13 protein-coding genes and 2 pseudogenes are annotated in these 12,429 nt (G+C 70.8%); 5 read left to right on the forward strand and 10 right to left on the reverse strand.

The features are described from left to right. Positions 1–74: 74 nt before the first annotated feature. Positions 75–833: an SDR family NAD(P)-dependent oxidoreductase gene (locus tag BJF83_RS24490; RefSeq protein WP_075928172.1), complete on the forward strand. Its 759-nt coding sequence runs from the start codon at positions 75–77 to the stop codon at positions 831–833. 114 nt (positions 834–947) lie between these two features. On the opposite strand, the gene BJF83_RS24495 is transcribed toward BJF83_RS24490, so the two are convergent. From BJF83_RS24495 to BJF83_RS30070, 8 genes and pseudogenes are all read right to left on the reverse strand, one after another. Then, positions 948–1,256: a helix-turn-helix domain-containing protein gene (locus tag BJF83_RS24495; protein ID WP_075928203.1), complete on the reverse strand. Its 309-nt coding sequence runs from the start codon at positions 1,254–1,256 to the stop codon at positions 948–950. Then, entirely contained in the window at positions 1,256–1,621 is a 366-nt protein-coding gene (locus BJF83_RS24500) for a type II toxin-antitoxin system RelE/ParE family toxin (RefSeq protein ID WP_075928173.1), read from the reverse strand. The genes BJF83_RS24495 and BJF83_RS24500 overlap by 1 nt, the downstream gene beginning before the upstream one ends. Before the next feature lie 205 nt (positions 1,622–1,826). Continuing rightward, entirely contained in the window at positions 1,827–2,810 is a 984-nt protein-coding gene (locus tag BJF83_RS24505; RefSeq protein ID WP_075928174.1) for a serine hydrolase, read from the reverse strand. 100 nt (positions 2,811–2,910) lie between these two features. Beyond that, a pseudogene (locus BJF83_RS24510) lies at positions 2,911–3,548 on the reverse strand (energy-coupling factor transporter transmembrane component T family protein). Continuing rightward, positions 3,545–4,234, reverse strand: coding sequence for an energy-coupling factor ABC transporter ATP-binding protein (locus BJF83_RS24515; RefSeq protein ID WP_075928175.1), 690 nt, complete (start codon positions 4,232–4,234; stop codon positions 3,545–3,547). The pseudogene BJF83_RS24510 and the gene BJF83_RS24515 overlap by 4 nt, the downstream one beginning before the upstream one ends. Then, entirely contained in the window at positions 4,234–4,848 is a 615-nt protein-coding gene (locus BJF83_RS24520) for a biotin transporter BioY (RefSeq protein WP_075928176.1), read from the reverse strand. The genes BJF83_RS24515 and BJF83_RS24520 overlap by 1 nt, the downstream gene beginning before the upstream one ends. 130 nt (positions 4,849–4,978) lie before the next feature. Continuing rightward, positions 4,979–5,074, reverse strand: coding sequence for a DUF397 domain-containing protein (locus tag BJF83_RS31375; protein ID WP_075928177.1), 96 nt, complete (start codon positions 5,072–5,074; stop codon positions 4,979–4,981). Continuing rightward, positions 5,046–5,372, reverse strand: a complete 327-nt coding sequence (locus BJF83_RS30070) for a hypothetical protein (protein ID WP_262391852.1) — start codon at positions 5,370–5,372, stop codon at positions 5,046–5,048. The genes BJF83_RS31375 and BJF83_RS30070 overlap by 29 nt, the downstream gene beginning before the upstream one ends. On the opposite strand from BJF83_RS30070, the gene BJF83_RS24530 reads away from it, so the two are divergent. After that, positions 5,253–5,717, forward strand: coding sequence for an ATP-binding protein (locus BJF83_RS24530; protein WP_262391861.1), 465 nt, complete (start codon positions 5,253–5,255; stop codon positions 5,715–5,717). The two genes, BJF83_RS30070 and BJF83_RS24530, sit on opposite strands and share 120 nt — an antisense overlap. Here the strand turns inward: BJF83_RS24530 and hrpA are convergent. Further along, positions 5,698–9,643: pseudogene (gene hrpA, locus BJF83_RS24535) on the reverse strand (ATP-dependent RNA helicase HrpA). The gene BJF83_RS24530 and the pseudogene hrpA sit on opposite strands and share 20 nt — an antisense overlap. A gap of 238 nt (positions 9,644–9,881) precedes the next feature. On the opposite strand from hrpA, the gene BJF83_RS30075 reads away from it, so the two are divergent. The 3 genes from BJF83_RS30075 (at position 9,882) to BJF83_RS24545 (ending at position 11,308) form a co-directional block, all read left to right on the forward strand. Then, the gene (locus BJF83_RS30075) at positions 9,882–10,004 is read left to right on the forward strand and encodes a hypothetical protein (protein WP_262391853.1); all 123 of its coding nucleotides are present in this window, start codon (positions 9,882–9,884) and stop codon (positions 10,002–10,004) included. Positions 10,005–10,337: 333 nt separating this feature from the next. Then, positions 10,338–10,802: a cupin domain-containing protein gene (locus BJF83_RS30080; RefSeq protein ID WP_262391854.1), complete on the forward strand. Its 465-nt coding sequence runs from the start codon at positions 10,338–10,340 to the stop codon at positions 10,800–10,802. Beyond that, the gene (locus BJF83_RS24545) at positions 10,697–11,308 is read left to right on the forward strand and encodes an O-methyltransferase (protein ID WP_262391862.1); all 612 of its coding nucleotides are present in this window, start codon (positions 10,697–10,699) and stop codon (positions 11,306–11,308) included. Before BJF83_RS30080 ends, BJF83_RS24545 begins: the two co-directional genes overlap by 106 nt. 14 nt (positions 11,309–11,322) lie before the next feature. Here BJF83_RS24545 and BJF83_RS24550 read toward each other — a convergent pair whose 3' ends face one another. Continuing rightward, on the reverse strand, positions 11,323–12,408 hold the full coding sequence (locus BJF83_RS24550; RefSeq protein ID WP_075928179.1) for an HAD family hydrolase: 1,086 nt from the start codon (positions 12,406–12,408) through the stop codon (positions 11,323–11,325). Between the last annotated feature and the right edge of the window lie 21 nt (positions 12,409–12,429).

The raw sequence follows: 12,429 nt of genomic DNA on the forward strand, positions 1-12,429 counted from the left end.
CCGATGACGTACCGACCAGTAGGCATGACGGTAGGATTCCCCCGCGCCCACCCGTGAACCTTGGAGGTAACACCATGTCCCCAACACCCCGTGTGGCCATCGTGACCGGCGCCGCCCGAGGGATCGGCGCCGCCACCGCCGAGCGGCTGGCGCGAGAGGGCCGGGCCGTGGCCGTGCTGGACCTGAAGGAGACCGACGCCCAGGCGGTCGTGGACCGGATCACCGCCGAGGGCGGCCGGGCGCTCGCGGTCGGCTGCGACGTGTCCGACGCCGACCAGGTGGCGGCCGCCGTCGACGCGGTCGCCGAGCGGCTGGGGCCGCCGCAGATCCTCGTGAACAACGCCGGGGTCCTGCGCGACAACCTGCTGTTCAAGATGTCGGTGGAGGACTGGGACACCGTGATGAACGTGCACCTGAAGGGCGCGTTCCTCATGAGCCGGGCCGTCCAGGCGCACATGACCGAGCACGGTTGGGGCCGGATCGTCAACCTGTCCAGCTCCTCCGCGCAGGGCAACCGCGGGCAGGCCAACTACTCAGCGGCCAAGGCGGGCCTCCAGGGGTTCACCAAGACCCTCGCCATCGAGCTGGGCAAGTTCGGCGTCACGTGCAACGCGGTGGCGCCGGGGTTCGTCGAGACGGACATGACGCGGGCGACGGCCGAGCGGATCGGCGTCGACTACGCGGCCATGAAGGAGGTCAAGGCCGCCGAGATCCCGGTGCGGCGCGTGGGCGTGCCGGAGGACATCGCCGACACGATCGCCTTCCTCGCGGGTGAGGGCGCGGGCTTCGTGTCCGGGCAGGTCATCTATGTCGCGGGCGGTCCGCTCTCATGAGGAGAGTACAGCCGCTCGGTTAGCGCGTAGTACATCAGCGGCGGCCCGTTCGGCCTGACGCTCGCGTGGGAGGGGCCCGGACCCCTCCCACGTCTGTGTCCACTTCCGAATAGGTCAGGCCGCGTGCGGCTCGAACCAGACCGAGTCGATGTCGTGTCCGGCCGTCAGTCGGACATCCGCGTTGAGCGCTGCCGCGAGTCGGCGCAGCAGGTCGACGGTCGGCGCAGTCCCGCCTTCCTCGATGCACTCGATCTCGTCGGGAGTCATGACCGCCCGTTCAGCCAGCTCATCAACGGAGAGCCCCAGAGCCGTCCGCCGGTCATACAGTGCCTTACCGAAAGCAAGGGCCTCCCGAATCGCGATCCGCTCCGGGTCTTCGGGCCGAGGATCCGGACGCACCCAACGCGTGTGGTAACCAGCCATCACACCCGCCTCTCGTAGCTCTCAACGACCGGCCCGTCATGCTCGTTCGCGCAGATCTTCTGGGCCCGAACCGCCCTGTCGATCTGCCGTTGATCATGCTGCTTCGTTTTACGGAAGACTGTGAGCAGTACGATCCTGCCGTCAGGCCTGCACCAGTACGTTACACGGGCGGCCACTCCTCGCAAGCGAAGGCGTAGCTCCCATACCGGACCCTCCAGATGGTCTGACCAAGGACCGCCCAGTCCACTCCCCCGCTCGGCCAACATCCCGGCGACCTCGTCCACACGCTTGAAGTCACTGTCGCTCAGACTGTCAAGCCAGTCACGTACCTCTGGCTCTATCTCGAAGTCGTGCAGTTCACGCACTCTGGGCTCCCACCGTGTCAGAACTGCGCCAACACTAGCGCCCGATCACCCACGGTCACACTCTCTTCGCGGAATCTCTGGGCCCATCGGGGTCAGCTCAGCGGTATCCAAGGGCGACAGGAAGCCCTCGCGGTCCCAGATCAGTAGATAGCGCACAAGCGGCGGGCCGCTCGGCTGAGGTCCCGCGGAACGGCCCCGGCGGCGGTCACCCGATGGCCGCCGCCGGAGCCCCGGGGCCCACCGGGACGCCGGGGGCCTCCAGCACCCCGGTCACCAGGGACACCAGCTCCTCGACCATGCCCACGCCCGAGACGTAGTCGGGGTGGTCGTCGGAGAGCACGGCGACCAGGTACTCCCGGTCGGGGCCTACCACGTAGCCCACGCTGTTGATGTTCCACAGGCCGCCGTTGCTCCGGCGTGGGACCCAGCCGTTCTTGAGGCCCACGGTGTCCGCGGGTCCGGCCGCCGCGCTGACCCCCCACGCCTGTTCGGGGGCGACCGACTCCATCAGTGCGCGCACGTAGAGGCGGTCCTTCTCCGGTAGCGGACCCTCGTCCGTGTACAGGGCGCGCAACAGGCGGATCTGGTCGGAGGCCGTGGTGAGCGTGGCCCCCCACCTCCCGCGCGGGTGCGGTTCGGTGCCGGTGAAGCCGAGCCTGCGGGCGCCCCGCTCGAATCCCTCGGTGAAGCCCGCGCGCAGGTACAGGCCGTCGGTGACCGTGTTGTCGCTGTAGCGGATCATCCGCTCGACCTCGGCGCGCTCGGAGGCGGTCAGGGCGCGCCCCTCCTCCTCGGCGCGCAGGAGCAGCAGGGTGAGGATGGTCAGCTTGACCGTGCTGGCCGTGTAGAAGGGGTCCTGCGGCGCGTGGCTGAACGTGGTGCCCGTGCGCAGGTCCTGCACGGCGACGCCGCAGCGCACACCGTGCCCGTCGATGATCGACGCGACCCGTGCGGCGAGTTCGTTCCTCCGCTCCGGTGGCAGCACGGAACCGCCCGTGGGGGGTGCGCCGCCAGGCTCGGGTGCGGACGACGCCAGGGGAACGTCGCCGACCGCGACGCCCGCCGGGCCGGGGTTCCCGCGCACGGCCGAGCCCGCCCCCGGCAGGGCGAGGGCCATGGCCACAGCCACCGTGACCGCAGCGAGCGCGCGCGGCCAGGTGCGCGAGTCGGCAGGAGGGCGCCGCGGCACACTATCACCGGTCCGTGAGCGGGGTGGATTGGGATGTTTTGCCCATTATCAACCCGTAGACCGGAATCCGATCCAGCCGATATGCAATCGGAATGGCCGGTTACCGACCTGTATTGGAGCTTCCCGTCCGGGTGCCGCGTGTCTCCTCGTCGATCCCTCGGGCCACGAGGGCCTCGCCGGTCGCGTCGGCCATCCGCAGCAGCTGGACGATCACCGGCACCACGAGCAGGTAGGGGCGCCCGGTCAGGCCCCGCGCCTGGTAGCCCTCCCGGGCGGACCGCCAGGCCACCTGGACCATCGGCACGGAGCGGACGGTCAGGGCGAGCACCAGGGCGACGCGGTCGGGGTTGGCCCCCACACGGGCCAGGGGGCGCGCCAGGCGCTCGAAGAGTTCGAGCATGGCGTGCACGCGTGTGGTCAGCGTGACGGCGTTGGCCAGCAGCACCAGCGCGGCCAGTTGCGCGCAGAGCCGCAGGGCCGTCTGCCAGTCCCCGAACAGGGTCTGGAAGACCCCGATGACCAGGAGGAACGGCCACAGGACACGCAGCGCGCCGAGGGCGTGGCGCGGGGGGAGGCCCACCGCCGGGTACAGGACGAGGGCGGCGGCCAGGGCGCCACCGCCAGCCAGTGGTGGGAGGCGACGATCAGGGCGACGCCGACCGCCAGCAGGACCAGCAGCTTGGGTCCGGCCGGGACCCGGTGCAGCGGTCCCGTCCCCGGCACGTAGAGGCCGATCACCGATCGGCCCCCTCGACCATGCGATCGGTGTAGAACGTGACCGCCGCGTCGGGGGCGCCGTCGAAGGCCACGCGGCCGTCGTCGATCACCAGGACGCGGTCGAAGTCGGCGAGCAGGTCCAGATCGTGGGTGAAGAGGATGACCTGCTGTTCGAGGCCCTTCAGCGTGCGGGCCACCGTGCGGGTGTTGCGCAGGTCGAGCAGGGTGGTGGGCTCGTCGCAGACCAGCACGTCGGGTTCGGTGACCAGGACCGACGCCAGGGCCAGGAGTTGCTTCTGACCGCCCGAGAGCAGGTGTCCGGGGTGGTCGCGGTGCCCGTCCAGACCGAACCGCTCCAGGATGCGGTCGACCCGGCGGGCGGTCTCGTCGGCGCCCAGCCGCAGGGAGCGCAGCCCGATCTCCACGTCCTCGACGACCGTGGGCATGATGATCTGGCTCGCCGCGTCGGAGAAGACGAACCCGACCCCGCGGCGGATCCGCCTGGCGTGGCGGCGGGTGTCCCACTCCCCCAGTGTCACCGTGCCCCGATCGGGGACGACGAGGCCGTTGAGGGTCCGGGCCAGCGTGGACTTGCCGGACCCGTTGGCCCCGATCACGCCGATGCGGCGCTCGGCGAGATCGAGGGTGACGTCGCGCAGCACGGCACGGCCGTCGTAGGAGTGGGACACCCCCTCCAGACGGAGCATCAGGCGGCCTCTTGGAGGACCGGACGTCCGGCGGGCGGGATCGGGTAGGCGCGGTACACGGTGGCCGCGATCAGGGCGGTGACCACGGCCTTGGCGGCGTCACCGGGCAGGAAGGCGAGCATGGAGTATCCGGCGGCGAGGACGCCGTCACCGAGGGCCACGGCCATCCACGGCACGCCGATCGCGTAGATGACGGCGATGCCACCGACCAGGTTGATCCCCAGGCCCTTCCAGAAGGAGTACCTGCCGCCGCGGACCATGAGGTCGGTGAGCACGCCGATGACGAGGGCGGCGAAGATCCAACTGACGATGAAACCGGCGGAGGGTCCGGCCAGGACGGCCAGACCGCCGCGGCCACCCGCGAAGAGGGGGAGTCCAGCGAGGCCGAGCGCCAGGAAGGCGGCGACGGCGAGGGTGCCGCGCTTCCAGCCCAGGAGGCTGGGGGCGAGCATGATGCCGAGGGTCTGGAGGGTGATCGGCACCGGGGAGAAGGGGATGGGGATCGCCACGGCGACGCTCAGGGCCGCGATGAGGGCGGCGAAGACGGCGATGAGCGACAGGTCGCGGGCGGTGAGGCCCCTGTAGCGAACGCGGGTGGTCGTCGGGGTGGGCATGCGGGACTTCCTCGGGGAGATGTCGGGGGTGGACCAGAGTCCATTGTCCGATATGTCCACTACGTCGAGGTAGACCGGGACACACAGAACGGCGCGCCCCGAAGTTGTGGGAGTCCGACTGAGACGCGCGTCACTCCGGGCGGGCGGTCTCCGCGAACTCGACACAGTCACCCCCCTGGTTGCCGCTGTGGCTGGACTTACGCCAGTGAGAAGGGGTCGATCCCACGGCTGTGCGCCTCCTTGTATCGGGAGATGAGGTCAAGTGACTCATCCGGGGAGAGTGACAGTGACTGTAGCGCCCCGAACCGCGTCGTCGACTGCCCCTGCGGCGGTGCTCCCTCCGGTTCGCCGGGCGGCCCCAAGGCGTCCGCGAGGCCCGCCACTGGCTCGACCGGCGGATCGCCCTGGCGAACGCTCCCGAGAACGTCGCCGACACCGCACGCCTCCTCCTCTCCGAGCGCGCCACGAACAGCGTCCAGCACTCCCCCGCCCGCCGGGGCCAGCGCGGCGGCTTCCACGTCCACGCCTTCTTCTTCCACGGCTGGCTGCGGGTGGAGGTCCGCGACAGGAACGGGCGTCCCCCGACCCTGAGGACCGTCTCCCCCGACGTCATGGCCGAGGGCGGCCGGGGCCTCGTCCTGGTCTACGCGCTCGCCTCGCGCTGGGGGCGCTTCCGGTCGATCCTGGGGCCGGGCATGTTCTTCGAACTGCGCTGGGACGTCCCCGAACCGCTGGCCATGGTCCGTCGCCGAGGAGGGAACGGTGACCGCGTTGACCGCGCCACCGGAGAACCCCGGGGTCCCGGCGGCTCGGGGTCCACCGCCTCCAGGCCACCTACCGGCGGCAGCGTCAGGAACGGCCCGCCCTGACCGCCTCCACGGCCTTCATGATCCGCTTGTCCGAGACCGGGTAGGCGGTCCGCAGCTCCTGCGCGAACAGGCTGATCCGGTACTCCTCCAGCATCCAGCGCAGCTCGACCACGTCCGCGTCGGCCGACCGCCCGGCCGGGAGCGTGCCGACCACCGTGTGCACGGCCTGGCGCATCTGCTCGACCTTGGCCATGTTCACCTGGTCCCGGCGCGGGTTCTCCGGCAGCTTGGTCAGCCGGTACTCCACGCCCCGCAGGTAGCGGTGCAGGTCGTCGACGCGGGACACACCCGTGCGGGTGACGAACCCGTCGCAGACCAGATCGCCGAGCTGCCCCTGCACGTCGTTGAGCGACGGCAGCACCGCGAGGGACGTGGTGCCCTTGACCTTCTTGGACACCTTGCGCCACAGCACGAGCGCGCGGGCCACTCCGCCGAGGAGGTCGGTGAGGGTGTCCCCCAGGTCGGCGCGGACCCGGTCGGCGAGCTCGGCGAAGTCGTCCGCGTTCCACACCGGACCGCCCCCGCCGGCGAGCAGGTGGTCGACGGCGGCGGACTCGCAGTCGGCCATGAGCTTGCGGACCGACCCGTGCGGGTTGTCCGCGAGCGCGAGCTTGTCCGGGTTGTTCAGGCCCTTGCTCACCACGAGCGCCGGGGAGGGGACGGTGAGCAGGAGGAGTCGGCGGGTGCCCGCCCACATGGCGGCGCGCTGCTCGGCCCGGGTGTCGAAGATCCGCACGGCCACGCTCTCGCCCTCGTCCACCAGGGCGGGATACCCCTTGACCTTGGGACCGAGCGCCTTGCGTTCCAGGGTCCGCTCCAGCGGACCGAAGTCCCAGGAGGTGATCCCCTTCCTCTCCACGCCCTTGGCCTCGGCCGAGATCGCCTCGCGGAGTCGGGGTTTGAGCTTGGCTCGCAGCCGCTCCAGGTCCTTGTCCTCGGCCAGCGACCGGTTCCTGCCGTCCACCGCGCGGAAGGTGATGCGCAGGTGGTCGGGGACCTGTCCAGCTCGAAGGCGTTCGCGGGCACCCTCTCCCCCGCCATGCGGGTGAGTTCGGCGGCCAGGGCGTCCACGAGGGAGCCCTCGTAGGGGACCAGCCCGGCGATGGCCCGGGCGGCGTTGTCCGGGACCGGGACGAAGCTGCGGCGCAGGGGCTTGGGCAGGGAACGGATCAGCGCGGTGACCAGGTCGTCGCGCAGGCCGGGGATCTGCCAGTCGAACCCGTCGGCCTCGACCTGGTTGAGCACCTTGAGCGGGATGTGCGCGGTGACGCCGTCGGCGGCGCTGCCCGGCTCGAACTGGTAGGTCAACGGGAACGTGAACGGGCCCTGACGCCACACGTCGGGGTAGTCGTCCTCGCTGACGTCGCCCGCCCCGTCGTTGATCAGCTCGTCACGGGTGAAGTCGAGCAGCGCGGGGTCGGTGCGTTGCTCCTTCTTCCACCAGGAGTCGAAGTGCGCGGCGGAGACGACGGTCTCCGGGACACGGCGGTCGTAGAAGGCGAACAGGGCCTCGTCGTCGACGACGATGTCGCGCCGGCGGGCGCGGTGTTCGAGGTCCTCGACCTCCTCCAGGAGCTTGCGGTTGTCGTGGAAGAAGTGGTGGCGGGTGTCCCAGTCCCCCTCGACGAGCGCCCGCCGGATGAACAGCTCGCGCGAGAGCGCGGGGTCGATCCGCCCGTACTGCACCTTGCGCTGCACGACGATCGGCACGCCGTAGAGGGTGACGCGCTCGAACGCCATCACCGCGCCGCGCTTGCGCTCCCAGTGCGGCTCGCTGTGGTGGCGCTTGACGATATCGCCGGCGAGTTCCTCCGCCCACTCCGGTTCGATCCTGCCGACCATGCGCCCCCAGAGTTTGGAGGTCTCCACGAGTTCGGCGGCCATGACGAAGCGCGGCTGCTTCTTGAACAGCGACGAGCCCGGGAAGATCGCGAACCGCGCCCCGCGCCCGCCCAGGTACTCGTGCTTGTCGGGGTCCTTGAGGCCGATGTGCGAGAGCAGCCCCGCCAGCAGGGACATGTGCACGGAGCGGGTGTCGACGGCATCCTCCGGGAGGCGGGGGACCTCGACGTCCATGGACCGGAGCACCTGCTTGAGCTGGCCGTGGATGTCCTGCCACTCGCGCACGCGCAGGTAGTTGAGGAACTCCTCGCGGCACAGCCTGCGGAACTGGTTGCCCGACAGCTCCCGCTGCCGCTCGCGCAGGTGCCGCCAGAGGTTGAGGAAGGCGAGGAAGTCCGACTCCTTGTCGGCGAACCTGGCATGCGCGGCCTGCGCCTGCTGCTGCTTGTCGGTGGGCCGCTCGCGCGGGTCCTGGATGGACAGCGCCGACGTGATCACCAGGACCTCGGCCAGACAGCCGCGTTCCTCGGCCTCCAGCACCATGCGGCCCAGGCGGGGGTCGATCGGCAGCTGGGCGAGGCGGCGGCCCGTGGGGGTGAGGCGGCGTCTGCTCCCGGAAGGGTCGGGATGCAGGGCGCGAGCTCGGTGAGGAGGTTGACGCCGTCCTTGATCTGGCGGTGGTCCGGGCCGTCGACGAACGGGAACGCGGCCACGTCGCCCAGACCGAGCGCGGCCATCTGGAGGATGACCGAGGCCAGGTTGGTGCGCAGGATCTCGGGGTCGGTGTACTCGGGGCGGGAGAGGAAGTCCTCCTCCGAGTACAGCCGGACGCAGATGCCCTCGGACACGCGGCCGCAGCGGCCCTTGCGCTGGTTGGCCGAGGCCTGGGAGACCGCCTCGATCGGCAGCCGCTGCACCTTGGTGCGGTGGCTGTACCGGGAGATGCGGGCGGTGCCGGGGTCGATGACGTACTTGATGCCCGGGACGGTCAGCGAGGTCTCGGCCACGTTGGTGGCCAACACGATCCGGCGTCCTCGGTGGGAGGTCCACACGCGTTTCTGCTCGGCCACCGACAGGCGCGCGTAGAGCGGCAGGACCTCGGTGCCGGGAAGCTTCTTCTTCTCCAGGGCCTCGGCGGTGTCGCGGATCTCCCGTTCACCGCTGAGGAAGACGAGGACGTCGCCGGGCGCCTCGCGGCCCAGCTCGTCGACGGCGTCGAGGATCGCCTGGGTCTGGTCGCGGTCGGTCCCGACGCCCGGGTTGCGCTCCTCGGGGTCGAGGATCTGGTCGGAGATCGGCCGGTAGCGGACCTCGACCGGGTAGGTGCGGCCGGAGACCTCGACGATCGGGGCGTCGTCGAAGTGGCGGGAGAAGCGTTCGGGGTCGATGGTCGCCGAGGTGATGACGACCTTGAGGTCGGGGCGCTTGGGCAGCAGCTGTCTCAGGTACCCCAGGAGGAAGTCGATGTTGAGGCTGCGCTCGTGGGCCTCGTCGATGATGAGCGTGTCGTAGGCGCGCAGCATGCGGTCGTGCTGGATCTCGGCGAGCAGGATGCCGTCGGTCATGAGCTTGACCAGCGTGCTGTCGCTGGAGGAGTCGGTGAAGCGCACCTTGTAGCCGACGGTCTCGCCGAGCGCGGTGCCGACCTCGTCCGCGATGCGTTCGGCGACCGTGCGCGCGGCGAGGCGGCGCGGCTGTGTGTGGCCGATGGTTCCCATGACGCCGCGACCGAGTTCGAGGCAGATCTTGGGCAGCTGTGTGGTCTTGCCGGAGCCGGTCTCACCGGCGACGATGACGACCTGGTGGTCGCGGATGGCCGCGGCGATGTCCTCGCGGCGGGCGCTGACCGGCAGGTCCTCGGGGTAGGTGAGTTCGGGCACGGCCTCGCGGCGCAGGTCCACGCGCAGGACGGCCTCGTCGATGTCCCGGCCGATCTGCTCGGTCACCGAGGCGCGACGGCGCTCGTCACGGATCTTGGCCAGGCCGTCGATGCGGCGGCGAAGCCGGTGCCGGTCCGTCGGCATGAGGTCGCGCAGCCGCGATCGGAGTGTGTCCGCGCCGGGCGCGGGCGTGGTGGTGCTCATCAGTTCACTAGGTTATGAGGGCGGGCAACCGGTTTTCTCCGCGCGGTGGCGGTGGCGGTGGCGCCGCGCGGTCGGGCCGCGGCGGACCGGCGGTGCGGGGTCGGGCGGGCCGTACTGGCCAACGCCGGTCCCGCCGCGATTGTTCCGCGCACCGCCCGGCCGGCGTCGCGCGCCGCTGCGGCCCGGGACGGTGGCGCCCGCGTCGCGGCCCGGACGTGAGGTCCGTCTGCCGAGTGGGGTGTCCGGGAGTGCCGCTCTCCGGCACGCCGCCGACGGCGAGGCGCTGCTCCCCGCCGTCGCCACGAGGGAGCTCGAACGGCTGGGCGAGGTGGTCGACCTGCTGCGCACCGCCGCCGGTTGACCGGGAACGTTGACGGGGTGTGCCGCGCCTCGCCCGATCGTTGACATCCTGTCCGCCTCCGCGCGGCGACCACGGAACTAGGGTTGCGTGCCATGACGACGAACGACCGGGCAAGCGCCCCCTTCGCCCTCCGCATCGCCGACGCGACCTGGAACCGGAACCGCTCGACCCCGAGCAGATCGTCTCCGGCGACCCCGTGGTGACCGGGAAGGTGCTGTGGGAGTCCGCAGACGGCGCCCAGATCCGCGGACTGTGGCAGATCACGCCCGGTGTGGTCACCGACACCGAGGCCGACGAGCTGTTCGTCGTGGTGAGCGGGCGCGCACCGTCGAGGTGGACGGCGGCCCCACCCTGGAGGTCGGCCCCGGCGACGCGTGCGTCCTGCGCGAGGGCGACCGGACCACCTGGACCGTTCACGAGACGCTGCGCAAGGCCTACCACATCAGCTTCCCCGGTCCTGAAGGAACCGGCATCAGGGCGCCCACGACCCCTGAGGTGGTGTCCCACTCCGCGAACGGGCCGCAGTGGTCCGGCCGCGGGACTCCACCGGCGCGGGGGGATCCCCGTCCTCGGCCCGATCCTTCGAAAACCCTGGAACACCCGGTCTTGAGCGGCCACGGACGGATCCCTAGGATCCACCCATGGCCGAGCAGACCAGCATCACCACCGACATTCTCGACTACGTGCGGAGCGTGTCGCTTCGAGACGACGCCATCCTCTCCGGGCTGCGTGAGGAGACGGCCGCGCTCCCCGGGGGAACGGCCATGCGAGTCATGGCGGAGGAGGGACAGCTACTGACCCTCCTCGTCGGCCTGACGGGCGCCAGGTCGGTCCTGGAGATCGGTACGTTCACGGGGTACAGCGCCCTGTGCCTGGCACGGGCGCTCCCCGCCGACGGACGACTCGTCACGTGCGACGTCACGGACCGCTGGGTGGATCTCGCCCTCCCCTACTGGGAACGGGCGGGGGTGAAGGAGAGGATCGAGATGCTGGTCGGCGACGCCTCGGAAACGCTGTGCGAACTCCTGGACCAGAGAGGCCGGGAAATCTTCGACCTCGTCTTCATCGACGCCGACAAGAGGAACTACCCCGCGTACTTCGAATACGCCGTCTCGCTCACCCGCCCCGGCGGCCTGATCGTCATCGACAACACCCTCTTCTCCGGGCGCGTGGTCGACGCCGGGACCCGGGACCCGGACACAGTCGCGATCCGGGAACTGAACGCGGCCCTGCGCGACGACGAGCGCGTGGAGATCTCCATGCTGGTCATGGCGGACGGGATCACCCTCGCCCGCAAGCGGTAGGGCCCGGGTCCCGTTCAGGCCAGGTCGACGGCCTCGACGACCATGGTCACGGGGGTCTCCCGGCGCTCGGAGACCAGGTGCAGGCGCTGCACGTCTGCCTCCGACGGCCGGGGGACCGCGTCACGGCACACGCACGGCTCCTCCGTGAAGCCGGCGAACCGATAGGCGATCTCCATCATCCGGTTGCGGTCGGTCGGCCTGAAGTCGGCCACCAGGTGCGCCCCGGCCCGGGCCGCCTGATCCACGAGCCAGTCGAGGATGGCGGCCCCCACACCGAAGGACACCACCCGGCAGGAGGTCGCCAGCAGCTTCAGATGCCAGACCGCCGCGTCCTTGCGCACCAGGGTCACCCCAACCGCGCCGTGCGGCCCGAAACGATCGGTGAGCGTGGTGACCAGGACCTCGTGCGCGGGGTCGGTGGCCAGGGAGCGCAACGCCGATGCCGAGTAGTGCACACCTGTGGCGTTCATCTGGCTGGTGCGCAGGGTCAGTTCCTCGACCCGGGACAGCTCCTCGCCCGCGGCGCGGCCGATCCCCATCACCAGGTCCAGCGACCGCAGGAAACCCTCGTCCGGCCCGGTGAACTCCGACCGGGCGGCCTCGCGCTCGAACCCCGCCTGGTACATGTGCCTCCTTCGCCGTGCGTCCACGGTCACGACCTCGGGGCGGAACTCGGGCAGGTCCGGCAGCGAGGCGGCCTGCTCGGCGGTGTAGCACCGCACCGCGGGCAGCCCGTACGCGACCTCGGCGCGCTCGGCCGGCTGGTCGTCGACGAACGCGACCGCACCGTATGCGAAGTCCAGCCGGTCGGCGATCGCGCGCACCGACTCCGACTTGGGCCCCCAACCGATGCGGGGCAGGACGAAGTACTCGGCCAGGCCCAGCCGTTCCAGCCGTGTCCAGGCCAGGTCGTGGTCGTTCTTGCTGGCCACGGACTGTAGGACGCCGCGTGTGTCCAACTCCTGGACGACCTGGCGTACCTCGTCCGGGACGCGCACCTCGCCGCCCTCCAGAAGGGTGCCCTTCCACAGGGTGTCGTCGAGGTCCCAGACCAGGCATTTCACCAGCGCGGTCCGTCCGTTGTCCGGGTCTGTGCTCACTGGATCCTCTCCCGTTTGTCG

It is taken from the genome of Nocardiopsis sp. CNR-923 (genome assembly GCF_001942255.1).
GTDB lineage: Bacteria > Actinomycetota > Actinomycetes > Streptosporangiales > Streptosporangiaceae > Nocardiopsis.

What these genes read in the sequence shown, in the direction of transcription:
- BJF83_RS24490 (WP_075928172.1), top strand. Translation starts at nt 75, where the DNA reads ATGTCCCCAACACCCCGTGTGGCCATCGTGACCGGCGCCGCCCGAGGG.
- BJF83_RS24515 (WP_075928175.1), bottom strand. Translation starts at nt 4,234, where the DNA reads ATGCTCCGTCTGGAGGGGGTGTCCCACTCCTACGACGGCCGTGCCGTG.
- BJF83_RS24520 (WP_075928176.1), bottom strand. Translation starts at nt 4,848, where the DNA reads ATGCCCACCCCGACGACCACCCGCGTTCGCTACAGGGGCCTCACCGCC.
- BJF83_RS24495 (WP_075928203.1), bottom strand. Translation starts at nt 1,256, where the DNA reads ATGGCTGGTTACCACACGCGTTGGGTGCGTCCGGATCCTCGGCCCGAA.